Here is a 24,350-nt window from a genome sequence, read left to right as displayed (position 1 = left end):
CCGCCAACCAGACCCTGCTTCCCACCTGTAGGGGCGGTGGCGGACGACACTCTCGAACACCCCACACTCTCTAAGGAGACGTACGTGCGCAACGGACTCACCACCGGACGCGGCCTGAGCTTGGCAGCCGCCGGTGTCGCAGCGATGGCGCTGACCTTGACGGCCTGCGGGTCGGGCGGCATCGACGACGAAGGCGGTGGCGGCGAGGACACGCTCACCATCGGGTTCGTCTCGACCGAGACCGGCTCCTCGGCGCCGTTCGGCGAGGCGAACAGCTTCGTCGTCGACGAGATGGAGGCCTACTTCAAGGACCACCCGGTCAAGGTCGGTGACAAGGAGCTCGACGTCGAGATCGTGGTGCGCGACGCGCAGAGCGACACGACGAAGGCCGGGGCGGTGGCCGGCGACCTGATCAACAAGGACGGCGCCGACATCATCGTCGCCTCCTCGACCCCCGACATCGTCAACCCGGTCTCGGAGCAGTGCGAGGCCAACTCGATCCCGTGCATCACCACGGTGGCCCCGTGGCAGCCGTTCGCGATCCGCAGCGGCGACAAGCCGGCCGAGCTGAAGTACAGCTACCACTTCTTCTGGGGTCTCGAGGACGTCGCGACGGTCTACGCCGACATCTGGGGCAAGGTTCCGAACAACAAGAAGGCCGGCGGCCTGTTCCCGAAGGACCCCGACGGTGAGGCCTGGGGCGCCAACTTCCCGGCGCTGACCGAGGCGTCGGGCGTGAAGATCGACAACCCGGGCAACTACCCCAACGGCACCAAGGACTTCTCCGCGCAGATCAGCGCCTACAAGGGCCACGACGTCCTGGTCGGCGTCCCGATCCCGCCGGACTTCACCACGTTCTGGCAGCAGGCGAAGCAGCAGGGCTACAACCCGAAGGTCGCCACCATCGGCAAGGCGCTCCTCTTCCCGAGCAGCGTCGAGGCCCTCGGCCCGATCGCCCACAACCTCTCCACCGAGGTGTGGTGGACCCCGACCGCTCCCTACGAGTCCTCGCTGACCGGCCAGTCCGCGCAGGAGCTGGCGGACGCGTACGAGGAGAAGACCGGCAAGCAGTGGACCCAGCCGCTGGGCTTCGCGCACGCGCTCTTCGAGGTCGCGACCGCGGCGGTGACCGAGGCCGGCTCGACCGACGCCGACGCGATCACCAAGGCGCTGGCCGGGCTCGAGGTCTCCACGGTCGTCGGTGACGTCGCCTGGGGCAAGGACGCGAACGTCCCGCCGTACGTCGCCAAGACCTCGCTCGCGGGTGGTCAGTGGCGCCAGGTCGAGGGCGGGGAGCACCCGTTCGAGCTGGTCGTCGTGCAGAACTCGCTGGCTCCCGACGTACCTCTCGGGGGCGAGCCCGAGGCGCTCAAGTGACCTCTGCTCAACAAGCGGTCGAGGCCTCCAGCAGCGCGCCCGGCGCGCTGCTGGAGGCCGAAGGCCTGGCCAAGGCGTTCGGCCAGGTCGTCACCGCCCGCTCGGTCTCCTTCCACGTGGCCGCGGGCGAGGCGCTCGGCATCGTCGGGCCCAACGGCGCCGGCAAGTCCACGCTGCTCAACCTGGTGACCGGCACGCTCCCGGCCGACGCCGGCACCATCCGCTTCGACGGCGCCGACGTCACCCGGATGCCGGCTGCCCGCCGTACGGCCCTCGGGATCGGACGTACGTTCCAGGTCCCCCGCCCCTTCGAGGGGCTCACCGTCTTCGAGAACGTGCTGGTCGGGTCGACCTTCGGTGCGGGTACGCGCCGGAAGGAGGCCAACGCGCTGGCCTGGGAGGCGCTGGAGACCGCCGACCTGACGCACCTGGCCAACACCCCCGCCGGCTCGCTGCGGCTGCTCGATCGCAAACGGCTCGAGCTCGCCCGCGCGCTTGCCACCCAGCCGCGGCTGCTGCTCCTCGACGAGATCGCCGGCGGCCTCACCGAGCACGAGCTCCCGGCGCTGATCGAGACCATCTCGGCGATCCGCGACGGCGGCACCGGCGTCGTCTGGATCGAGCACATCGTGCACGCGTTGCTGCAGGTCGTGGACCGGTTGATGTGCCTGGCCCAGGGCGACGTCATCGTCACCGGCGACCCGCGCGAGGTGATGGCCTCGGACGCGGTCGCCGCCGTCTATCTCGGCTCCCCCGACCTGGAAGGCGACACCCCATGACGAGCCTGCTCGAGGTCGACGCGATCGACGTCGCCTACGGCGACTTCCGCGCCCTGCACGGCATCACGGTCCGGGTCGCCGAGGGCGAGACGCTGGCCGTGATCGGTGCCAACGGCGCCGGCAAGTCCACGCTGCTGAAGACGATCGCCGGCCTGCTCCGCCCGACCGCCGGCCAGATCCGCTTCAACGGCCACAACGTCTCCCACACCCCCGCCCACCGGCGGGTCCGCGAGGGCATCGCGCTCACGCCGGAGGGACGCCGGATCTTCGCCTCCCTCACTGTCGAGGAGAACCTCAAGGTCGGCGCGCACGGACGCCGCCCCGGCCCCTGGAACCTCCAGACCGTCTACGACGCGTTCCCGCTGCTCGCGGAGAAGAGAACGCGCCGCGGAGCCCACCTCTCCGGTGGCGAGCAGCAGGCGACCGCCATCGGCCGGGCGCTGATGTCCAACCCGAAGCTGCTCCTGCTCGACGAGGTCTCGCTCGGCCTCGCCCCGGTCGTGATCGCCGACATCTACAAGGCGCTCCCCACGATCACCGCGAAGGGAACGACCGTGCTCGTGGTCGAGCAGGACCTCACCCAAGCGCTCACCGTCGCCGACCGGGTGCAGTGCCTGCTCGAAGGCCGTACCGTCCTCGAGGGCGCGGCGGCCGACGTCACCCGAGAGCAGGTCCAGGCGGCGTACTTCGGGATCGACGAGCAGGAGGTCGGCTGATGGACTGGATCAACGCGGTCCTCCAGGGACTTCTGCTCGGCGGGCAGTACGCACTCCTCGCCTGCGGTCTGAGCCTCATCTTCGGCGTGATGCGGATCGTCAACCTCGCTCACGGCGTCCTCGCCGTCGCCTCGGCCTACCTCGCCTACTGGCTCGTCCAGCAGACCGGGATGCCGGCGTTCCTCACCATCGTCATCGTGATCCCCGTGCTCGCCGCGGTCGGCTACGCGATCCAGCGCGGCCTCTTCAACCCGGCGCTGCGTCACGGGGAGCTGTCGCCGCTGCTGGTCTCGTTCGGCCTGGCCGTCATCGGCGCCAACCTGCTCCAGGAGATCTTCACCGCCGACTCCCGCAAGATCTCGATCGGCACCCTGTCGACCTCGTCCGTCGAGCTCGGCGGCCTGCGTCTCGGTGTCTTCTCGCTGATCACACTCGTGGTGGCGGTCGGTGTCATCGTCGGTCTGCAGCTCTATCTCTCCCACACCCGCATCGGCCGCGCGATGCGCGCGACCAGGGACGACCCCGAGGCGGCCACGCTCATGGGGATCGACGAGAGGCACATGTACGCCCTGGCCACCGCGATCGCGATCGGCACCGTCGCCCTGGCCGGTGTCTTCCTCGGCATGTCGACGCAGTTCAGCCCGACGTACGGGGATCTGGTCCTCATCTTCGCCTTCGAGGCGGTCATCATCGGCGGCCTCGGCTCGCTGTGGGGCACCCTCCTCGGCGGCCTCGTGCTCGGCGTAGCGCAGACCGTCGGCGCCCAGATCGACCCGGCCTATGGCGTCCTCGCCGGTCACCTGGTCTTCCTGGTCGTACTCCTGTTCCGGCCCCAGGGCCTGCTCCCGAAGGCGGTCGTCGCATGAGCACAACCCTCGCCGGACAAGACCTGAAGGTCGTACGCGGCGGCTGGCCCTCGCTCGCCGGCGGCGGTGTCCTCGCCGCGATCGTGGTCTTCCTCGCCGCGGCACCGTGGTTCGTGTTCAGCCCGGGTGACGTGACCAACCTGGTCACGCTCTTCGCGCTGATCATCCTCGGCACGACCTGGAACCTGATGGCCGGCTACGGCGGGCTCGTCTCGATCGGTCAGCAGGCCTACATCGGTGCCGGCGGCTACGGCGTGATCAAGCTCGCCGACGTCGTCGGGCTGCCGGTCCCGGTGGCCGTCGTGGCAGCCGGCGTGGTCTGCGCCGCCCTGGCCATCCCCACCTCGTTCCTGCTGTTCCGGCTGGTCGGAGGCTATTTCGCGATCGGCACCTGGGTGGTGGCCGAGGTCTTCAAGCTGGTCACCCAGGAGCTCCCGGGCTTCGGCGGCGGCTCCGGCCTCTCGCTCACCGCCTTCCAGGGCGTCGACCGGGTGACCCGGATCGCCACCGTCTACTACCTGGCGCTAGCGCTGGCCGTGCTCGTCGTGCTCGCGACGTACGTCCTGATGCGCTCGCGCGTCGGCCTCGGTCTGACCGCGATCCGTGACGACTCGGTGGCGGCGGCGTCGCTCGGGGTCGCGGTGCGGCGCTCGCAGCGGCTCGTCTACGTCGCCGCCTCCGGTGGTGCCGGTCTGGCGGGGGCGCTGATCGCGGTCAACGGCCTGCGGGTCTCGCCGGACTCGATGTTCTCGGTCCAGTGGACCGCCTTCATGATCTTCATCGTGGTCATCGGCGGGCTGGGGACGATCGAGGGCCCGATCCTGGGCGCGGTGATCTTCTTCGCGCTCCAGCAGCTGCTGGACTCCTACGGCACCTGGTATCTCGTCGCGCTCGGCGCCGTCGCGATCGCCGTCGTGCTGCTGGCTCCGCGCGGGTTGTGGGGGCTCGCGGCGCGGGGTCGCTACGAGGTCTTCCCCGTCGGTCACCAGGTTTATCCACAGGGTTCTCCACAAGGGCCCTAGTCTGTGGATTTCGAGTGATTTTGGACTGGCTGGTACTGGTTCGAGGTAGGCTCGGGACATGGCGTTCACCACCAAGGGCATGGCCACGCGCCAGCGGATGCTCGAGGGCGCGGCGGCCTACCTTCGCGGCACCGATCCCGGGAACGCGACGTTGGACGACATCCGCGCAGCCACCCAGACGAGCAAGAGCCAGATCTTCCACTACTTCCCGGGTGGCAAGGAGGAGCTGTTCCTCGAGGTCGCCCGCCTCGAGGCCGCTCGCGTGATCGACGACCAGCAGCCGCACCTCAGCGAGCTCGACTCGTGGGCCGCCTGGGACCGCTGGCGCAAGGCGGTGATCGCGCGCTACAAGGCGCAGGGCGTCAACTGTCCGCTGGCGGCGCTGATGAACCAGGTCGGAAGCGTTCCTGGGGCTGCCGAGGTCTCGACCACGCTGATCCGTCGGTGGCAGGACTACGTGCAGCGCGGCATCGAGGCGATGCAGGCGAACGGGTCCGTGAGCGCCGAGCTCGATGCCGGGCGTACGGCGGCAGCGATCATCGCCGGTATCCAAGGCGGTGTCTCGGTGCTGCAGGTGACCGGCCGGACCGACCATCTGGAAGCGATCCTGACGCTGCTGATCAGCCACCTGCGCGACTCCGGACCGGTCGCGGCGTAGGCCGCCGTCGACCGCACCCGCCGTCGCCCCGACCCGCGGTCGCCACGGCTGCGCGGATCGGGGCGGAAGTTAGGTCAGTCGAGGATCCTGCGGAAGGTCTCCCGGAGATCGGAGGCGAAGGCCTCAGGATTCTCGTAGTGGACGAAGTGGCCCCCCTTCACGTGGGCGTTCACGTTGACGACGTTGTACAGGTCGCGGGTCGGACCGTTCTCGAAGTAGGCGATGCGGTCCTCGACGGTGTCGATGGCGGGCGGGTACGCGTCGCCGAGCAGGAAGGTGAAGCCGGCAGGCGCCTGGACGAGGGGCTGGCGGTCGTGAGAGGGCACGAACCGGTAGCGCTCCGCGTTGCGGTACATCCGGATGGAGGTGCCGATGGACTGCGTCACCCAGAAGATGGTCGCCTGGGTGAGGATGAAGTCGCGCGAGAACGCCTCCTCGAAGTCGCCGTGCTTGTCGCTCCAGGACTTCCAGCGCTTCAGCAGCCAGGCGAGCATGCCGATGGGTGAGTCGTTGAGACCATGGGTCAGCGTCGAGCCGTCCAGCATGTGCGCCGCGACGTGTGAGGCGTAGGTGTCGACGAAGTACTTCCAGCCGGCGCGCCACTCCTCCGGGGCGTCATCGGGGGTCTTGGCTCCGTCGGTCAGGTCCCAGAACCGCTCGTTCTCGAACATCCCCGGTGGGAGGGCATGGCCGAGGTGCAGGCCGATGATGCTGTCGGCGTACTTGTGGCCCAGTGCGCTCGTGACGAGGGCACCGTAGTCGGAGCCGGCCACCGCGTACTTCTCGTGGCCCAGCACCTCGGTCATCAGCGTGTGCATGATGTCGGCGATCTTCCAGTAGTTCAGATCGCCTCGGCCGACGGGCGTCGAGAAGCCGAAGCCGGGCAGGTCCGGGATGATCACGTCGAACGACAGCGCGGGGTCGCCGCCGTGGGCGGCGGGGTCGGTCAGCGGCCCGATGAGCTGGTAGCTGAACTCCCCGGGCCACGGCCAGCCGTGGTGGATGATCAGCGGGATCGGGTTGGCCCCCTTGCCGCGGACGTGGACGAAGTGCACCGGCGTGCCGTCGATCTCGACCTGGAACCGGTCGTAGGTGTTGAGCCGCTGCTCCTGGGCGCGCCAGTCGAAGCCGTCGGCCCAGTACTCGACGAGAGGCTTGAGGTAGGCGGTGCTGATCCCGTAGTAGCCCTCCTCGTTGTCGAGGTCGTCGAAGAAGCGGGTCCGCCTCAGGCGGTCCCGGAGGTCGTCGAGGGCGTCCTGGGCGACGTCGATCTTGAAGGGGGTGAGCTCGGTGGTCGTGTTCATGGTGTGTGCTGCTTTCCGGGTGAAGGTCGGGATGAAGGTCGGGATGAAGGTCGGGTGAGGGTCAGCTGAAGTCGAGCCGGACGCGGGTCTGGGTCAGCTCGGCGATCCGCCAGGAGCCGTCGGTCCTGACGAACCGGGCGTGGTAGTGGCCGAACCCGTGCATATGGCGGAACGGGATGGCCTCGGACACCTCGGCGTCCTCGGGCCGCGTCACGATGTCCTCCATCGCGAAGACGCCCTGGGCGCTCGTCGCGGAGTCGACGTCGATCTCGTCGGAGAACAGGTGGTGGATCAGGGTGACGCCGGGGCCGCCGCTCGCGCCGACGGTCGCGACGATCTCGTCGCGGCCGCTCATGTGCAGCCAGACCGATCCATCGGGCTTGTGCGGGGTGAACGTGCCGTCCTCGGTGAACAGGTTCGCCAGATCGTTCCAGCGTTGGTTGTCCGCGTAACGGACGTAGCGAGCCATCAGGCGCCGTACGTCCTCGGTGATGGCGAGGCGGTCGAGGGTGTCCATGACATTCCTTCCTGTGTGGACTACTTGGTCCAAACAGGATGACTCCCGAAAAATGGACCCACAAGTCCAGAATCATGGCGGAGTGACCGCGAAGCCCTACTGGCGGGTAACATTCGCAGGGTGACCGAGACTTCGACCCCCACGACCACCCCCGAGGCGTACGGAATCGAGCGTGCCGAGGGCACCAGCTTCACGCTGACCGTGGTCTGTGCGGCCGACCCCGAGGCGCCGACCGTGCTGGTCGTGCCCGCGATGGGAATGCCGGCCGGCTACTACGACAAGCTGATCGTGGCCTTCGCGGAGGCGGGGATCAACGTGGGCCGGATGGAGCAGCGTGGCCACGAGGAACTCGGCGGGCGGGTCGCCGGCTGGTCCTACGACTTCGGCTACGCCGACCTGGTCGACGACATCGCCGCCGCCGTCGAGCGGCTCGGCGAGGTGGTTCCGGCCTCGGCCGGTGCGGCGTACGTCCTCGGGCACAGCCTCGGCGGACAGGCTGCCAGCGCCTATGCCGCGCTGCACCCCGACCGGGTCGCCGGCCTGATCTACGTCGCCTCGCAGACGCCCTACTGGCGCAACTACGGCCCGGGCTTCCTGGTCGCCAGCCAGGCGATGGGCCTCATCGGCCGCGTCGTCGGCCACTTCCCCGGCAAGCAGCTCAAGTTCGCCGGGCGCGAGGCCCGCACCCTGATGAGGGAATGGGCCAGGTACGCCCGCACCGGCCGGCTCCGCTTCGGCAGCCCGGCCCGCGACGTCACGCCCGCGATGCGCGCACTCGAGAAGCCCGCGCTGATCGTCTCCATCGAGGGCGACTGGCTGGCCCCGGGCGCGACGGTCGATGAGATTCACCGGCGGATGCCCGGGCTCGACGTCGCGAGGGTCCATCTGGACGAGCCCGGCATCGACCACTTCAAGTGGGCCCGCCAGCCGGACTCGACGATCGCGGCCGTCCAGGAGTGGCTCGTGCGCTAGTCGCGTACGCATTTCCGCCAACCCGGCACCCCACCTTTGATGCGGCCCGAGCGGGCCGCAAGACTCGCCCTGAGGCTGCGATCCCACACCCCACCGCGGCCTCGGAAAGGTGAGGAACATGCCAGTCTTCGACGACGGTCAGAAAGAGACCGAGGTTCCCGAGACCGAGGATGTCGTGACCACCGACGTCCTCGTCGTGGGATCCGGCCCGGCGGGCGCGTCCGCCGCGCTCTTCCTGAGCGAGCTCGGTGTCGACAACATCATGATCACGAAGTACCGCTGGACCGCGAACACCCCGCGGGCACACATCACCAACCAGCGCGCGATGGAGATCTTCCGCGACCTGGGAATCGAGGAGCAGGTGCTCGCCGACGCGACGCCGCACGAGCTCGTCGGTGACACCGTCTTCTGCACGAGCATCGCCGGCGAGGAGATCGGCCGCATCCGCACCTGGGGCACGCGCCCCGATCGCGAGGCCGACTACCAGCTCGCCTCCCCGTGTCTGACGGTCGACATCCCGCAGACGTACCTCGAGCCGATCCTGGTCCGCAACGCGACCGAGCGCGGCTCCCAGACGCGGTTCTCCACGGAGTACGTCTCGCACGTCCAGGACGAGGACGGCGTCACCACGATCGCCCGCGACCGGCTGACGGGCCACGAGTACAAGATCCGGTCGAAGTTCCTCATCGGCGCCGACGGCGCCCGCACCCAGGTCGGTGCCGACATCGACCTCCCGATGGAGGGTGCGATGGACATCGCCGGCTCGATGAACATCACCTTCAAGGCCGACCTCTCCGAGCTCGTCGACCACCGCCCGTCGGTCCTCTACTGGGTCATCCAGCCGGGCTCGAACGTCGGCGGCATCGGCACCGGCCTGGTGCGGATGGTCCGCCCCTGGGACGAGTGGCTGATCGTGTGGGGCTACGACATCAACCAGCCGCCGCCGGAGCTGACCGAGGAGTACGCCGTCAAGGTCATCCGCGACCTGCTCGGGATGCCCGACCTGGAGCCGGACGTGACCGGCTACTCGCTGTGGGGCGTGAACGAGATGTACGCGACCCACGCCCAGAAGGGCCGTGTCTTCTGCGCCGGCGACGCCATCCACAGGCACCCGCCGTCGAACGGTCTCGGTTCGAACACCTCGATCCAGGACTCCTACAACCTGGCCTGGAAGCTCGCCGCGGTGCTGCAGGGCTATGCCGAGCCGTCGCTCCTGGAGTCCTACTCCGCCGAGCGTGCCCCGGTCGCCAAGCGCATCGTCACCCGCGCCAACCAGTCCGCGCGCGAGTTCGGAGAGCTCTTCGAGGCGCTCGGCGTCGTCGGCCTCGAGGGCGAGGAGATGGCCAAGGCCATCGAGGAGCGCAAGGCCAACACTCCCGAGGGTGCCGCCAAGCGGGCCGCGCTCGTCACCGCGATGGAGCGGAAGAACTACGAGTTCAACGCCCACGGCGTCGAGCTCGGCCAGTTCTACGAGTCGTGTGCGGTCGTCTCGGACGGCACCCGGCCCGCGCCGACCGACGACGAGGACCTCTACCACCGGATGTCGACCTCTCCGGGTGCTCACCTGCCGCACGCCTGGGTCGGGGACAACGTCGAGAAGCACGCGATGCTCGACCTCGCCCCCTACACACAGTGGACGCTGATCACCGGCGTCGCCGGCGAGGCGTGGGAGGACGCGGCGGAGGCGGCCCGGACGAAGTTCGGGATCCCGCTCCAGACCGTCGTCATCGGCCCGGGCCGGCCGGTCACCGACCTCTACTTCGACTGGGCCAAGCTCCGCGAGGTCGAGGAGTCGGGCGCGATCCTGGTACGTCCCGACAAGCACATCGCCTGGCGCTCCATGTCGCTTCCCGAGGACCCCGGCGCCGCGCTGGGCGAGGCGGTCGCGACGCTGCTGGGCAAGGCCTGACCCTTTCCGGGGCCTGACGGGGGGATTCGATGAAGTTCACGCACGAGTCGCTGCCGCAGCGGGTCCGCTTCGCCACCGGCGAGGCGCCCGCCGCGGTGGCAGCGGAGATCGACGAGCTCGGCGCGCGGCGGGTGATGGTCATCGCCGGCGCGCGCGAGGCCGAACTCGCCGCCCGGGTGACTGCCGACGTACCGGTCGCGCTGCATCACGACGAGGTCGTGATGCACGTGCCGGTCGAGGTCGCCGAGCGGGCTCGTGAGCGGGCGGCCGAGTCCGCCGTCGACGCGCTGGTGTGCGTCGGCGGTGGCTCGACCACCGGCCTGGCCAAGGCCGTCGCGCTCACCACGGGGCTGCCGATCGTGGCGGTCCCGACGACGTACGCCGGGTCCGAGGCGACCAACGTCTGGGGCCTGACCTCGGGCGAGACCAAGACGACCGGCATCGACGCTCGCGTCCTGCCGCGGTCGGTCGTCTACGACGCCTCCCTGCTGACCACGTTGCCCGGCGAGATGACCGTCGCCAGCGGCCTGAACGCGCTCGCGCACTGCGTCGACGCGATGTGGGGTCCGCGGGTGGATCCCATCGACCAGGTCTTCGCGGCCGAGGGGATCCGGGGGCTCGCGGCCGGACTACCGCTGGTCGCGGGCGACTCGGCGAACGTCGAGGGGATCGAGCAGACCCTCTACGGCGCCTACCTCGCGGCGGTCTCGTTCACCTCCGCCGGCTCCGGGATGCACCACAAGATCTGCCACGTGCTCGGCGGCATGTTCAACCTGCCGCACGCCCAGACCCACGCGGTCGTGCTCCCGCACGTGCTCGCCTTCAACGCGCCGTCCGCCCCGGAGGTGGAGGTACGGATGGCGGCGGCGTTCGGGGCAGCCAGCGCCGTGGAGGGGCTCGCTGAGCTGCGTACGACGCTCGGCGCGCCGACGGCGCTCAAGGACTACGGCATGCCCGAGGACGGCATCGCCAAGGCGGTCGCGCCGATCATGGCCGCCATCCCCGACAACAACCCGACCCCGGTCACCGAGGAGAACCTGACCGCGCTGCTGACCGCGGCGTGGGTGGGAGAGGAGAGCTGATGAGCGACGTAGCCGCCGTATCGCCGGAGCAGCAGGCGGTCGAGCAGACCCTGGTCGACACCGTCGTCGCGTCCTTCGACGCCTGCGAGGACCCGCGCCTGAAGGAGGTCATGGTCTCGCTGACGCGTCACCTCCACGCCTTCATCCGCGACGTACGCCTCACCGAGGAGGAGTGGGCCGCGGCCATCGAGTTCCTGACCAAAGCGGGCCACATCACCGACGACGTACGCCAGGAGTTCATCCTCCTCTCCGACACCCTCGGTGCCTCGATGCAGACCATCAACATCAACAACCAGGCGTACGCCGACGCGACCGAGGCCACGGTCTTCGGGCCTTTCTTCGTGGAGGACTCCCCGGCGATCGAGCTGGGTGGGGACATGGCCTTCGGTGCTCCGGGCGAGCCGTGCTGGGTCACCGGGACGGTGACCGGAACCGACGGGAAACCGCTGGTCGGAGCGCGGATCGAGGTCTGGGAGGCCGACGAGGACGGGCTCTACGACGTGCAGCGCGACGCGGGCGCCAGGGCCGCCCGGGCGCACCTCTTCACCGACGCCGAGGGTGGCTACCGGTTCTGGGGGCTGACGCCCACGCCGTACCCGATCCCCGACGACGGCCCCGTCGGCCAGATGCTGGCCGCGGTCGGGCGGTCGCCGCTGCGGGCCTCGCACCTGCACTTCATGGTGACCCACGAGGGCTGCCGCACGCTGGTCACCCACATCTTCCCTGAGGGCGACCCGATCGGCTGGAAGGACACCGTCTTCGGGGTCAAGGAGTCGCTGATCAAGAGGTTTGAGCGGCAGGCAACCGGGACGCCGACGCCGGACGGACGGGACGTCGACGGCACCTGGTCGAAGGTGCGGTTCGACATCGTCCTCGCGCCCGCCGGCGCCTGATACGTCCCTGGCGTGCTTCGGGCACAGGGGTGTTGCCCCGGCACGCCAGGGACCCCCTCACGGAGCCGGATGGACGATGTAGGTGAAGTCCTCGTCGAGCAGGACGTTGCCGGCGGAGTCGGTGATCGTGAGGTGGTCGGCCACGCGGGAGTCGGGCGGATACGAGTCGAGATAGATCGGCACCTCGGTCCAGGTCTGGCCCTCGGGGACGACCGAGCCCTTGACGTCGAGCCCGCCCGGCGGCGCCGGATGGTCCAGGGTGATCCGTAGGGTGCCTGACACCCACCCGTCCGACCCCTCGGGTGTCAGGATCGGCTCGTTGACGGTGAACCGGTCGCCGGCCCGGAACGCGCGGATCTCCGGCCGGACCTGCATCGCCCGGGCGGCGCTCTTGCCGTTCCGGGTCGCCCTGATCGTCACGTTGAACGCGGGCAGCGTCCCGACCGCTGGCGCCTTCGTGACCGCCGTGAACGACGCCGTACGCCGCCCGGCCAGGATCGTGAGCGTGCCCGGGACCGTCACCCACGACGAGCTCGAGGTGAGGCTCACGGCCAGCGAGGTGCGGGCAACGCAGTCGAGCGTGACCGTCCCGGTGGCCCTCTGCCCGGCGTGGACGTAGGCGGGCAACGCCACCGCGGTGGGCACCGGCGTCGGGTAGCACGGGGTGACCGTGCGGACGAGTGCCGCGCGGCGTACCACCTGCCGGTAGACCGCCTTGACCCGGCCGCTGCTGCGGACCGTCGTGGGTGAGGTCCTGACGGTGACGAGGCGCGTGCTCCGGCCGCCGGCGACATAGACGTACGCCGGGACCCGGATGCCCGTGCTGGCCCACAGCTGCACCTTGGCGCGCCGAGGAGTCCGGCAGGTGAGGCGGATCGTGGCGGTGGTCGACGTTCCTCCGGCCACGGTGCTCCTGGCGAGCGTCAGCGACTTGAGCGCCGGCCGACAGGCCGCCTCCGCCGACGGTGCCGTCACCGCGGCAGGCACGTTGAGGACCGCGACGGCCAGGACGATGCCGAGGACGAGTCGGGCGAAGCGGCGGGACATCTTCGGAACGTATCGGGACCGCCGGTACGTGCTGCTCGCACGTACCGGCGGTCCCTCAGATCAGGTAGCCCTCGCCCGGTCGCCTACTTCTGGGCGTCGGCGTCGGCCGCGGCGAAGTCGACCTGGAGCGATTCCAGGATCGAGGCGATGGTCTGCTCGGTCCTCGCCTTCTCGATCCCGGCCTCGTGGAGGATCCCGGCGCCGTCCTCGTGCTCGAGCAGGGCGAGCAGGATGTGCTCGGTGCCGACGTAGGAGTGCTCGAGCCGCAGGGCCTCGCGGAACGTCAGCTCGAGCACCTTCTTGGCGTCGGCGGTGAACGGGATCATCTCCCCGACCTCGCCGTAGGGCTCCGGCGTGGCGGCGGTCGCCGCGGCGCGCACGGCGTCGAGGGTCACGTCCTGGGCCCGGATCGCATGACCCGCGACGCCCTCCGGCTCGGCGAGCAGACCGAGCACCAGGTGAGGTACGCCGGTCTCCGCGTTCGCGGCCTTCCGTGCCTCCCCCTGGGCGGCGACGACGACGGTGCGAGCGCGCGGGGTGAACTTCGCGAACCCGGCGTTCGGGTCGAGCGCCGTCTCGCCGGCCTTGGGGACGTACTTCTTCTGGGCCGCCTGCTTCGTCACCCCCATCCGGGTCCCGATCTCGGTCCAGGAGGCGCCGGAGCGGCGGGCCTGGTCCACGAAGTGCCCGATCAGGTGGTCGGCCACCTCGCCCAGGTGCTCGCCGACCACCATCGCGTCGGCCAGCTGGTCCAGGGGCTCGGTCCGAGCCTTCTTGATCGAGTCGATCAGGGTGTCGAGGCGTACGGCCTTGAGCGCGGGGTCTGGGGTGGTGGTCATGTGTCCTCCAAGATGATCGGAACTGCTGATGGGAACTGTCGGGTCATGGCACGCGCCGGAGTGGGACCGCGATACCCACCGTGACGGTGTTCAGCGTGAACTTCCCGCCGAGGTCGTCGATGGCCGCACCGACCATCTCCAGTACCGGCGCACACTGTTCGGGGGAGAGCCGGGTGAGGAAGCCCTGCGTCGGCACGAAGTCGAGCCACTCCTCGCGCGTGAAGTCACGCGACCACGAGAACCGCCACGGCTCCGGCTCGGCGAACCCGCCGCGCTCGACGAAGCGCTCGCCGACCTGCCGGGCACCCTCTTCGTACGTCTTGTCCGCCTGCTTCATGGCGCCCAGGCCGAGAGGGAGGTCGGGAACGACGTCTTTCAGGCCTTCGAGAAGCGCGTCCCCAACCGGCGCGGGCGGCTCATAGACGTTCCAGAAGGCTGCGAACAGCCCGCCGGGACGGAGCAGGTCGCTCACCTTCGCTGCGCCGGCAACCGGGTCCACCCAGTGCCAGGCCTGCGCCGCGACGACGGCGTCGAACGTACGCCCTGCGGCATCCCAGTCCTCGAATCGTGACTCCTCCACGACGAGCCCGCGCGAACGTGCGTACTCCGCCATCCGCGCGTCCGGCTCGACGCCGAGCACGCTCGCGCCGGCCGCCTGAAGCTGCCTGGCCTCGATCCCGGTCCCGCACCCGACATCCAGCACGTCGGGCCCCGGGGAGAGCTCCAGGATGCGGGCGATCAACTCGTCGGGATAGGCCATCCGCGCTCGGTCGTAACGGTCGGCGTCTGCGCCGAACGACTCGGCCATCTGTCGCTGTCGGTGAGCGGCTTCGGATCCAGAAGTGACCACGCGTCAACTCTAGGTTGACGCTCGCGATGCGTCAACCTGTGGTTGACGAGTGACTGCGCCTATCGTGCGGGACGCGCGCGTAGCGGCGGGAAATGCGACGCGGGCCGGTCATCCGTGTGGATGACCGGCCCGCTGCGTACGGCGTGTGTCAGTGGTTGGAGATCTGGATCATCTCGTCGCGGGGGACGACCTTGATCCGCTCGCGGCCCTGGGCCTCGCCGAGCGAGCGCTCGTGGTTGTCGAGCTTCTCCCAGCCCTCGATGGTGGTGAACTCGACGCCCTTGCCGGAGAGGTGCTCGAGGACCGCCGCGGGCGAGCCGAGCTCGGCGGGCTTGAGCTTGTCGAGGTCGTGGAGGAGGTTGTCGATGGTCTCCTTGGCGTCGGACTTGGTGTGGCCGATGAGGCCGACCGGTCCGCGCTTGACCCACCCGGTGACGTACGTCCCGTTGATGTGCTCGCCGTTGAGGTCGAGCACCCGGCCGCCGGCGTTGGGGATGACGCCGTTCTCGCTGTCGAAGGGCACGTCGGGGAGCGCCTCGGAGAGATAGCCGACGGCGCGGTAGACGGCCTGGACCGGGGTGTCGGTGAACTCGCCGGTGCCGGTGACGGTGCCGTCGCCGTTGTATTCGGTCTTCTCGCTGCGCAGCGCGACCACCTGACCGTCCTCGCCGAGGATCTCGACGGGGTTCTGCATCATGTGGATGACGATCTTGTGGGGCTTGTCGCCGGCGGGCGCCTCCATGTACTTCAGGAGGATGTCGGCCACCAGCTTGGTCGCCTTGTGGCTCTGGATCGCCTTCTCGCCGGCCTCGTCGATCTCGAAGCCCTCCTCCTCGACGACGACGTCGACCGACGGGGAGTGGGAGAGCTCGCGCAGCTCCATCGGGCTGAACTTGATGTGCGCCGGGCCGCGGCGGGCGTAGACGTGGATCGTCTTGGCCGGGTTCTTCTTCAGACCCTGGTAGACGTTGTCGGAGATCTCGGTGACCAGCTGCTCGTCGGCGGGCTTGGCCAGCATCCGGGCGACGTCGAGCGCGACGTTACCGGCGCCGAGGACGGCGACCTCCTCGGCGTCGAGGGGCCACTCGCGGGAGACGTCGGGGTGTCCGGCGTACCAGCTGACGAAGTCGGCTGCGCCGTAGGACTGGGGCAGGTCGATCCCCGGGATGTCGAGCTCTCGGTCGGCCATCGCGCCGGTGGCGAAGATGACGGCGTCGTAGAACCGGTGCAGGTCGTCGAGCTTGAGGTCGGTGCCGAAGTCGACGTTGCCGATGAAGCGGATGCTGTCCTGGTTCAGGACGCGCTTCAGAGCCTTGATGATCTCCTTGATTCGCGGGTGGTCAGGAGCCACGCCGTAGCGAACCAGGCCGTAGGGAGCAGGCAGGCGCTCGATGACGTCGACGCGCGCACCAGGGTGCTCCTTCGTGAGGATGTCGGCAGCGTAGATGCCGGCCGGGCCGGCACCGACGATCGCAACGCGGATGTCACGCATAAGGGAGTTCAACCTTCCGTGGATGTACTAAGGCAAGCCTAAAGGGGGTCGTGTAACCCTCCGAATCCGTTCCACCAGGTGGTTACGAGGTCGTGCGTGGGTTCCACGCTCAATACTAGAACGTGTTCTCGTTTAGGGGTTGCCTGGGGACGTGATCTCGGACACGTACGGCGCGTCATCGGGCCTCGATCGGGTCGGGGATGCTTCGAAGCTGGTGGCCGCCGACCCTGTTATCGATGGTGTTCTCGGTGTCGGTCCGGAGTCAAGGGCGGGCTTTGCTGTGGAGCTCTGTGGAGTCTTGGTTTCGGTCTCGGTTCGCCGCGTGGGAGGTGGCCGTGGCTTCGCTTCTGGGTTCGCCGCCGACCCTTGGTTCGATTGTTTCTCGATCGCGCACCGCGTCAAGGACGGGCTTCGCCCGCCGGCTTCGCCGGTCGCCTGCGGCGATCCTTGACCCGGTACGCGATCGAGAAAAACTTGGCCTGTATCGGGTCGGCGGCGAGAGTTTGGCGCAGCGGATTCAGTTGGGTGCGGGCTTGGGGCCGTGGGCTGGTCGTGCGCCGGCGGGTAGTGCTTCGTGGATGCCTATGGCAGTGGGCGCGACCTTGTGAATCGTGCACAAGGTTGCCGTCGGCTCTGGTCGGGTCGGGGTCGGTCAAGGCGGGTCATCAGTTCCCCACCGATCCGAAGAGTTCCCCGCGGGCACAGAGGATCCCCATCCTCCGGAGCGTGGGGAACCTTCACTGGAGTGGGGAAGCGTCCCTACGAGTGGGGAAACGGCGAGCGTGGAGTCCAGAAAGCCGACCGGAACGCTCGTCGAGCATTGGAGCGGCCGGCTTCGGCAAGAACCGAAGACAGGTTGATGGTTGGAGTCATCGGGCCCGAAGGTGGGCAGGACCCGGTGAAATGATTCCTCGCCCAGTCGGTTAGGGGCGACGAGTGAACCTGATGGTCCCATCGGGTAGCCGCTCATGGGTATAGCCGGGTGCGTGGGCCAGGCGGTGATGATGGAGACACAACAACGCCCCGTCCTTCAGGTCTGTCTTCCCGCCGGCGGCCCACGGGTCGAGGTGGTGGGCATCGCACCACTCCGGTGGCATGTCGCAGCCTTCGGCTTGGCAGCACTTCTGCTGCAACCGCATGGCCTTGCGTTGGATGGGCTGGAAGAACCTGCTGCCTCGGCCGGCGTCGAGGACCTCGCTGTCGCCACCGAGGACCCAGGGGATGATGGTGGCGTTGCACGCCATCCGCCTCGCCTCGGCCGCGCTGATGGTGGTGCCGTTGGTCTCGTCGTAGCCCAGGGTGGCGATGCCGAGGTCCTTGCGGAGCTCCTCCAGGGAGATCACCACGTTGATGGTGGTCGCATCACCACCGTGGCGGGGCAGCCCGGCGGGGTCGATCGTCTCGAGCAGCCGGGCGAAGCCCTGGCCCATCAACCGCTCCCACGGCGGCAAGGACGCACCCTTGGCAACAAGCTGCTGCTTACGGGGCTGGGCCCAGGCCTCCACCAGCCGCTTGAACCTCATCCCCATCGAGACCGGCAGCACCCCGTCGAACCCGACGGTGCCGTCGTGGTTGTCCCACACCCGTAGGGCGGTCTTCTGCTGAGCCCGTTCTTCCTCGGCGAGGAGTGCTTTGGCTTCGGCGTCCTCGAACCGGGCCGGATCGATCTCTGCCAGGATCCGTCGTCCGACAATGCGGAGCTCGTTCGCGGTCAGGCGACCGGCGTAGTCGACCAGCAGCTTCTCCGCCAACACCAGATCCTCAGCACTGGCAAGGGGGTCGGTCTCGATCTTGTCGAGGGCTTGGGTGATCACCCGGGCCTTGTCCTGGGACACCACACCCTCAGCCAGGCCGTCAGCCACGAGGCCGTACTTGGCCACCGCCGCCGCGAGTTTGATCTCCGAGCGAGCCACGGCTTTGTCGACGAGGAGTTCGGCGCGCATCCACCCGGAGGCGTCTTTGGCACCGATCTCTTCGGCGATATCGCCGGCCGCGGCGAGCACCCTCAGCTTCAGTGCCGATTGTTGGGCTTGGAGTTTCTCTAACCGCTCCAGCAGGTCCTTCTTCTGGCCTGTGCGCCAGTAAGCGGGATCAGTGCAGAGGAGGTCTTGAAGGGCAGACTCGATGGCGGCCAAGGCAGCGTCGATCGCATCGCCGGGGTTGGTGCCCCAGGGGTCGATCAAGCGGCCGAGACTCATCGCTGCCCTCTCCTTCAGAGGTGTGCTGTGATGTGTCCGATTCTACGCTTCCAACACCTGCTTGACCACCTATTTTCCCTGTTCACGCGCTGTTTTCGCGGTGAGCGAACGGCATCGCATCTGTGGATGGTAAGTGGCCCGAAGGGCCACCCTCACACCCCATCAACCTCACCCGTCCCAAGCAAGATTCCGCTGCGCCACACCCGGGCCGCCGCCCCGATAGCCAGCCAATTTTTTCTCGACGGGCCTCGGTGTCAAGGACCGCGAAGCGGCCGGCGAAGCCGGCGGCCGCAGGCCGTCCTTGACTCCGGGGTTCGTCGAGAAGACCCTCCAAGAACGGGTCGGCGGCCCACCCCAACCCTGAAAACACATCAGCCATCAAAGGCCCATAGCCCACTCACAGCCACAAAAAACGACCCCCACAGCCCCGCCCCCGACCGTGGTCGCCATGACCCAACTCCTCGACCCACCAACGGCGACAACACCGGCGAAGACAAGAAGCTGGCGCCCCACCCCCGAGCGCACAGCGCTCACCATCCTGCTGACCCTCACAGCAGTGGCGTACCTATGGACGCTCTCAGAGTCCGGATACGCCAATCAGTATTACTCCGCCGCCGCACAAGCCGGCGGCGAGAGCTGGAAGGCGTGGTTCTTCGGTGCGCTCGACGCGAGCAGCTCGATCACGGTCGACAAGCCGCCGGCGTCGCTGTGGGTGATGGGCCTGTCCGTACGCCTCTTCGGGCTGTCCTCGTGGAGCATCCTGGTTCCGCAGGCGCTGATGGGCGTCGGGACGGTGGGGCTCGTCTTCGCCCTGGTGAAGAAGGTCGCGCCGTGGCAGGCGGCGATCGCGGCGGGGGCGTTCACCGCGCTGACCCCGGCGGCGGCGCTGATGTTCCGGTTCAACAACCCGGATGCGCTGCTGCTCCTGCTGCTGGTCGGTGCCGGGTTCTCGACGCTGAAGGCGATCGAGACCGGCAGGGGCAGGTGGATGGTGCTGGCCGGTGTGCTGCTCGGCTTCGGGTTCCTGACCAAGATGCTGCAGGCGTTCCTGATCATCCCGGCGATCGCGGTCGTCTACCTGATCGCGGGCAAGGGCTCCTTCGGCAGGAGGATGACCCACGGTATCGCCTGCTTCGTCGCCACGGTCGTGAGCGCGGGCTGGTACATCGCGATCGTCGAGCTCATCCCCGAGTCCTGGCGCCCCTACATCGACGGCTCGACCGGCAACTCGCTCCTCGAGCTGACGCTGGGCTACAACGGTGTCGGCCGGCTCAACGGCGGCGACTACGGCGGCCTCGGCAACGCCGGCTTCTCCAGCGCGGCCGGAGTCCTGCGGCTCTTCCAGGGAGTCTCCGGCGGGATGGTCTCCTGGCTGCTTCCCGCGGCTCTGCTCCTCCTCGTCACCGGGCTCGTCGCGCTGCGCAAGGCGCCGCGTACCGACCTGACCCGTGCCGCGCTGATGCTCAGCGGCGCCACGATGCTCGTCACCGGCCTGGTCTTCTCCTTCATGGAGGGCATCTACCACGACTACTACGTGGTCGCGCTGGCCCCGTGGATCGCGATCACCGCGACCGTCGGCGCAGTGATCATGTGGCGCGACCGCGACAGCCTCTTCGCCCGGGTCACCCTGGCGGTCGCGATGGCCGGCAGCGCCGTGTGGGGCTGGGTGCTCCTCGGGCAGTCGGGCGAGCAGCCGTACGACGCGCTGCGCTGGCCCGTCCTGATCATCGGTCTCGGGGTCGCCGCCGCGTTCGTCTTCGCGGACAGATTCACCCGCCGGGCAGCCGCGGCGGTCCTCGCGGCGGCAGCCGTCAGCGTGGGCCTCGGGCCCGCGGCGTACGCGATCCAGACGATCGGCACAGCCCACACCGGCTCGATCGTGACCGCCGGTCCGTACGAGGGCGGCGGCATGGGCGGGATGCGCGGTGGTCGCCCCGGTGGTGCCGGCGGCCCCGGCGCTCAGACCCAGAACGGAGCCCCGCCGACGGGCCAGATGCCGGGCGGAACCGCCGACGGTGCCACCGGCCAGGCCCCGCAGATGCCCGGCGGTATGCCCGGCGGCAACCCCGGCGGGACCCGCGGAGGCGGAATGATGGGCGGCGGCGCGGTCGACGAGGAGCTCGCCGAGGCGGTGAGCACCAACGCCGGCCATTACACCTGGGTGGCCGCGACGATCGGATCCCAGACCGCAGCCGGCCTCCAGCTCGAGACCGGCGAGGCCGTGATGGCGATCGGCGGCTTCAACGGCACCTCGAACAGCATCACGCTCGAGCAGTTCCAGGAGTACGTCGCCAACGGCGAGATCCACTACTTCATCGCCGGCGGCGGGATGGGCGGCATGCGAGGCGCCGGAGGCAGCAGCGACGAGACCTCCAGCGCCTCCCAGATCAGCGCCTGGGTGGAGGAGAACTTCACCCAGACCACGATCGGCAGCTCCACGGTCTACGACCTGACCGAGGGGGCCGCATGACCGCGGACACGACACTCTCGGGTGGCCTGCGGGTCGTCGACGAGAAGCGATTGCTGACGACGATCGACCTGGTGATCCCGGTCCACGACGAGGAGAAGGGCCTGGAGGAGTCCGTACGCCACCTCGACGGCTACCTGCGCACCCTGCCCTACTCCACGACGATCACGATCGCCGACAACGCCAGCACCGACGGCACCTGGGAGATCGCGGAGCGGCTCGCGACCGACATCACCCGGGTCCGCGCGATCCACCTGGACGAGAAGGGCCGGGGCAGAGCGCTCAAGGCGGCTTGGTCCACGTCACGAGCGGAGGTGGTCGGCTACATGGACGTCGACCTCTCCACCGACCTGCGGGCCCTGCCGCCCCTGCTCGCCCCGCTGCTCTCCGGCCACTCCGATGTCGCGATCGGGTCCCGGCTGGCCCGCGGCAGCCGGATCGAGCGTGGCCCCAAACGGGACTTCCTGTCCAAGGGCTACAACCTGCTGCTGCGCGGGGTCCTGTCCGCGGAGTTCACCGACGCGCAGTGCGGCTTCAAGGCGCTCCGCCGCGACGTCGCCGAGAAGCTGCTCCCCCTGATCGAGGACGACAGCTGGTTCTTCGACACCGAGCTCCTCGTCCTCGCCTCCGAGGCCGGGCTGCGCGTGCACGAGGTGCCGGTCGACTGGGTCGACGACCCCGACTCGCGCGTCGACATCGCCACCACGATCAAGGAAGACCTGGCCGGCATCAGCAGGCTGCTGTTCGGGCTGGTCAGCGGCCGGATCAACCTTGATGGCGTACGTCCTCCCGGGCCCGTGCGGAGCCCGAGCCTGGCGGCTCAGGTGATCCGGTTCGGGGCCATCGGGGTGATGAGCACGCTGGCGTACCTGCTCCTCTACGTTCTCCTCCGCACCGCCGTCGGAGCGCAGGCGGCCAACCTCATCGCGCTCCTGGCGACCGCGGTCGCCAACACCGCGGCCAACCGCCGGCTGACCTTCGGGATCACCGCGCGGCAGGGCGCGGTGAAGCATCACGTCGCCGGGCTGGCCGCCTTCGGTGTCGGGCTGGCCCTGACCTCGGGATCGCTCGCGCTCCTCCACCTGGCCGCGCCGACACCTGCGCGAGCGTTCGAGATCGTCGTGCTCGTCGCCGCCAACGCCGCGGCCACGCTGATCCGCTTCATCGCCCTCAGGTGGGTGATGAGTCCGCGCTCGTGAGCCGCTGGGTGCCGATGACGCGAAGCAGCTCGAGCTTCTCCGCGGCATCGGTGCCCTCGGCCGGGAAGTAGGCGAGCAGCTTCACGTCGGCCTCCTCGGTGAGCAGGACCTCGCAGCGTACGGCGACCGCGCCGACCTCCGGATGGATGAACGTCTTCACGTCGGCACGCCGCACGCCGACCTGGTGCCGCTCCCACAGCCCGCGGAACTCCTCGCTCGCCGCGAGGAGGTCGTGCACCAGCGAGGTGATGTCGGAGTCACCGGCCCGCCGGGCGTACGTCGCCCGCAGATCCATCACATGGCTCGCCGACATCCGGTCCCAGTCCTCCCGCGGCGCCGGCCGGCGGTCGGGCTCGACGAACCAGCGCCACATCAGGTTGCGGCCCCGGCCGGGCCCGTCGGGCAGCGGCGGCAGCAGCGTGGTGGCGAGCGAGTTGAGCCAGGCGATCTCGCCGGTGTCGGTGCAGATCACGACGGGGATGTCGGTCAGCCGCCGGGCGAGGGCGATCAGGCCGGGACGTACGTAATGGCCCGCCCGCCGCGGAGGCGGCGTCATCCCGGCGAGGTAGAAGAGGTGGTCGCGCTCATCGAGATCGCACTGCAGCGCCCGCGCGATCGCGGAGAGCACCGACTCCGAGGGCGCCGACCCGCGCGCCTGCTCCAGCCGTGTGTAGTGGTCGGTCGAGACCCCCGCGAGCGAGGCGACCTCCTCCCGCCGAAGTCCAGGCGTACGCCGCCGCAACCCGTCCGGGAGGCCGACATCGGAGGGCCGGAGCAGCTCCCGGCGACGGCGGAGGAAGTCGGCGAGCTCACGGCGGTCGGTCACGCTCCTCATCCTCCGCCGGTGGTGTCCGGTTATCCAGGGACGGCTCGTCCCTGGATGTGCCGTGCCTGCCGAGGGCCGCTCGACCGCCGCACGCTGGGTGGCATGACGACCCACGACATCACCTTCAGCAGCCGACAGCTCGGCAAGAACGGACCCACGGTCACCTCCCCCGCACTGGGCGGGATGAGCCTCTCCGGCGCCTACGGCGCGGTCGACGACGAGGAGGGCGTACGCGTCCTCCACGCCTATCTCGATGCCGGCGGCACCCTGATCGACACCGGCGACTTCTACGGTGCCGGCCACAACGAGATGCTGATCGCCCGGGCGCTGCGCGAGCGCGAGCGCGACGACGTGGTGCTCTCGGTGAAGTTCGGCGCACTGCTCACCCCGGTCGGGATGCCGGCCGGCTTCGACGCCCGTCCCGAGGCGGTCCGGTCATCTCTGACGTACTCCCTCCAGCGGCTCGGCACCGACCACATCGACATCTACCGCCCTGCACGGCTCGACCCGCAGGTGCCGATCGAGGAGACCGTGGGCGCGATCCAGGAGCTCGTGGAGGCGGGATACGTACGCCACATCGGGCTCAGCGAGGTCAGCGCCGACACGATCCGGCGGGCCGCCGCGGTGGCCCCGATCAGCGACCTGCAGATCGAGTACTCCCTGCTCAGCAGGGGGATCGAGACCAACGGCATCCTCGACACCTGTCGCGAGCTGGGCATCGGCATCACCGCGTACAGCGTCCTCGGCCGTGGCCTGATCGGCGGTAGCGGAACCGTCGGCGGCTCGCTCGCCCACATGCCGCGCTTCCAGGGCGACAACCTCGACCACAACCGCGCTCTGCTCACCACGCTGGAGGAGATCGCCGCGGCCAAGGGGGTCACCCTGGCCCAGCTCGCGATCGCCTGGGTGGCCGCCCGCGGCGAGCACATCGTCCCCGTCATCGGCTCTCGCCGGGTCAGCCAGGTCGAGTCGATGGCAGGTGCGAACGAGGTCACCCTGGACGACGCCGATCTCGCTCGCATCGACGCCGCCGTGCCCGTCGGCGCCGCCCGCGGCGACCGCTACCCGACCCAGTTCATGGCACAGCTCGACAGCGAAGGCTGACCCGGACGACCGGCCTCGGCGACTCCGGACGAACTCCGGACGAACAGGTAAGTACCCCAGTAAATAGTGGGTACTCCCGCGGTCGCCGGAGCGCCGCCATGATGAAGGCACACCGGTCGGGACGACGGGCTGTGAGGACGTGAGGAAGACCACAGGTATTGGACCGATACAACCGGTGAAACCTGGTGTCCACCTGCTGACCTGCCCTACCGTTACCGGCCAGTAACCAGCAC

General features: G+C 69.2%; 21 protein-coding genes. 13 read left to right on the top strand and 8 right to left on the bottom strand.

What is annotated here, in order from left to right; translation table 11 throughout:
• Positions 1-84: 84 nt before the first annotated feature.
• The 6 genes from ACW14X_RS14060 to ACW14X_RS14035 are packed head-to-tail and all read left to right on the top strand — an operon-like array spanning position 85 to position 5,418.
• Positions 85-1,377 carry an ABC transporter substrate-binding protein gene (locus ACW14X_RS14060; protein WP_350837584.1) on the top strand — a complete coding sequence of 431 codons (1,293 nt, stop codon included), beginning with the start codon at positions 85-87 and terminating at the stop codon, positions 1,375-1,377.
• Complete coding sequence (locus ACW14X_RS14055) at positions 1,374-2,156, top strand: ABC transporter ATP-binding protein (protein WP_457165974.1); 783 nt, start codon at positions 1,374-1,376, stop codon at positions 2,154-2,156. Before ACW14X_RS14060 ends, ACW14X_RS14055 begins: the two co-directional genes overlap by 4 nt.
• On the top strand, positions 2,153-2,872 hold the full coding sequence (locus tag ACW14X_RS14050; protein WP_350837580.1) for an ABC transporter ATP-binding protein: 720 nt from the start codon (positions 2,153-2,155) through the stop codon (positions 2,870-2,872). The genes ACW14X_RS14055 and ACW14X_RS14050 overlap by 4 nt, the downstream gene beginning before the upstream one ends.
• Positions 2,872-3,738, top strand: coding sequence for a branched-chain amino acid ABC transporter permease (locus tag ACW14X_RS14045; RefSeq protein ID WP_457165973.1), 867 nt, complete (start codon positions 2,872-2,874; stop codon positions 3,736-3,738). Before ACW14X_RS14050 ends, ACW14X_RS14045 begins: the two co-directional genes overlap by 1 nt.
• Positions 3,735-4,760, top strand: a complete 1,026-nt coding sequence (locus ACW14X_RS14040) for a branched-chain amino acid ABC transporter permease (RefSeq protein ID WP_160026019.1) — start codon at positions 3,735-3,737, stop codon at positions 4,758-4,760. The genes ACW14X_RS14045 and ACW14X_RS14040 overlap by 4 nt, the downstream gene beginning before the upstream one ends.
• A 58-nt stretch (positions 4,761-4,818) precedes the next feature.
• Positions 4,819-5,418, top strand: coding sequence for a TetR/AcrR family transcriptional regulator (locus tag ACW14X_RS14035; RefSeq protein ID WP_457165972.1), 600 nt, complete (start codon positions 4,819-4,821; stop codon positions 5,416-5,418).
• A 74-nt stretch (positions 5,419-5,492) separates the two neighbouring features.
• Here the strand turns inward: ACW14X_RS14035 and ACW14X_RS14030 are convergent, their stop codons facing one another.
• Both ACW14X_RS14030 and ACW14X_RS14025 read right to left on the bottom strand, forming a co-directional pair.
• Positions 5,493-6,722 carry an epoxide hydrolase family protein gene (locus tag ACW14X_RS14030; protein WP_457165971.1) on the bottom strand — a complete coding sequence of 410 codons (1,230 nt, stop codon included), beginning with the start codon at positions 6,720-6,722 and terminating at the stop codon, positions 5,493-5,495.
• Positions 6,723-6,783: 61 nt separating this feature from the next.
• The gene (locus ACW14X_RS14025) at positions 6,784-7,239 is read right to left on the bottom strand and encodes a nuclear transport factor 2 family protein (protein WP_350837570.1); all 456 of its coding nucleotides are present in this window, start codon (positions 7,237-7,239) and stop codon (positions 6,784-6,786) included.
• Positions 7,240-7,359: 120 nt separating this feature from the next.
• Here ACW14X_RS14025 and ACW14X_RS14020 point away from each other — a divergent pair, with 120 nt between their 5' ends.
• The 4 genes from ACW14X_RS14020 to ACW14X_RS14005 all read left to right on the top strand — a co-directional run bounded on the left by ACW14X_RS14020 (position 7,360) and on the right by ACW14X_RS14005 (position 12,095).
• Positions 7,360-8,211, top strand: a complete 852-nt coding sequence (locus ACW14X_RS14020; protein WP_457165970.1) for an alpha/beta fold hydrolase — start codon at positions 7,360-7,362, stop codon at positions 8,209-8,211.
• Positions 8,212-8,329: 118 nt separating this feature from the next.
• Positions 8,330-10,120, top strand: a complete 1,791-nt coding sequence (locus ACW14X_RS14015) for an FAD-dependent oxidoreductase (RefSeq protein ID WP_457165969.1) — start codon at positions 8,330-8,332, stop codon at positions 10,118-10,120.
• 29 nt (positions 10,121-10,149) lie between these two features.
• Positions 10,150-11,202, top strand: a complete 1,053-nt coding sequence (locus tag ACW14X_RS14010; protein WP_457165968.1) for a maleylacetate reductase — start codon at positions 10,150-10,152, stop codon at positions 11,200-11,202.
• Positions 11,202-12,095: a dioxygenase family protein gene (locus tag ACW14X_RS14005; protein WP_457165967.1), complete on the top strand. Its 894-nt coding sequence runs from the start codon at positions 11,202-11,204 to the stop codon at positions 12,093-12,095. The genes ACW14X_RS14010 and ACW14X_RS14005 overlap by 1 nt, the downstream gene beginning before the upstream one ends.
• Before the next feature lie 57 nt (positions 12,096-12,152).
• On the opposite strand, the gene ACW14X_RS14000 is transcribed toward ACW14X_RS14005, so the two are convergent.
• From ACW14X_RS14000 to ACW14X_RS13980, 5 genes are all read right to left on the bottom strand, one after another.
• Positions 12,153-13,142 (bottom strand): hypothetical protein, encoded by a 990-nt coding sequence (locus tag ACW14X_RS14000; RefSeq protein ID WP_457165966.1) that lies wholly within the window; start codon positions 13,140-13,142, stop codon positions 12,153-12,155.
• 83 nt (positions 13,143-13,225) lie between these two features.
• Entirely contained in the window at positions 13,226-13,981 is a 756-nt protein-coding gene (locus ACW14X_RS13995; RefSeq protein ID WP_457165965.1) for a Clp protease N-terminal domain-containing protein, read from the bottom strand.
• A gap of 43 nt (positions 13,982-14,024) precedes the next feature.
• Positions 14,025-14,831: a class I SAM-dependent methyltransferase gene (locus ACW14X_RS13990; protein ID WP_457165964.1), complete on the bottom strand. Its 807-nt coding sequence runs from the start codon at positions 14,829-14,831 to the stop codon at positions 14,025-14,027.
• Between the two features lie 148 nt (positions 14,832-14,979).
• Positions 14,980-16,323 carry an FAD-dependent oxidoreductase gene (locus tag ACW14X_RS13985; protein WP_160026008.1) on the bottom strand — a complete coding sequence of 448 codons (1,344 nt, stop codon included), beginning with the start codon at positions 16,321-16,323 and terminating at the stop codon, positions 14,980-14,982.
• Between the two features lie 923 nt (positions 16,324-17,246).
• Positions 17,247-18,521, bottom strand: coding sequence for a DUF222 domain-containing protein (locus ACW14X_RS13980; protein WP_457165963.1), 1,275 nt, complete (start codon positions 18,519-18,521; stop codon positions 17,247-17,249).
• 448 nt (positions 18,522-18,969) lie between these two features.
• Between ACW14X_RS13980 and ACW14X_RS13975 the strand changes: the two genes are divergently transcribed.
• Entirely contained in the window at positions 18,970-20,991 is a 2,022-nt protein-coding gene (locus ACW14X_RS13975; RefSeq protein ID WP_457165962.1) for an ArnT family glycosyltransferase, read from the top strand.
• Complete coding sequence (locus tag ACW14X_RS13970; RefSeq protein ID WP_457165961.1) at positions 20,988-22,187, top strand: glycosyltransferase; 1,200 nt, start codon at positions 20,988-20,990, stop codon at positions 22,185-22,187. Before ACW14X_RS13975 ends, ACW14X_RS13970 begins: the two co-directional genes overlap by 4 nt.
• On the opposite strand, the gene ACW14X_RS13965 is transcribed toward ACW14X_RS13970, so the two are convergent.
• Positions 22,159-23,013, bottom strand: coding sequence for a helix-turn-helix transcriptional regulator (locus ACW14X_RS13965; RefSeq protein WP_457165960.1), 855 nt, complete (start codon positions 23,011-23,013; stop codon positions 22,159-22,161). The two genes, ACW14X_RS13970 and ACW14X_RS13965, sit on opposite strands and share 29 nt — an antisense overlap.
• Before the next feature lie 102 nt (positions 23,014-23,115).
• Here ACW14X_RS13965 and ACW14X_RS13960 point away from each other — a divergent pair, with 102 nt between their 5' ends.
• A complete protein-coding gene (locus ACW14X_RS13960) occupies positions 23,116-24,117 on the top strand; it encodes an aldo/keto reductase (RefSeq protein WP_457165959.1) in 1,002 nt (333 codons plus the stop codon).
• The last annotated feature ends 233 nt before the right edge of the window (positions 24,118-24,350 follow it).

Source organism: Nocardioides sp. YJ-D4, assembly GCF_054031495.1.
Note: the sequence above shows the minus strand (reverse complement) of the source record. Positions and strands in the feature narration are given on the sequence as shown.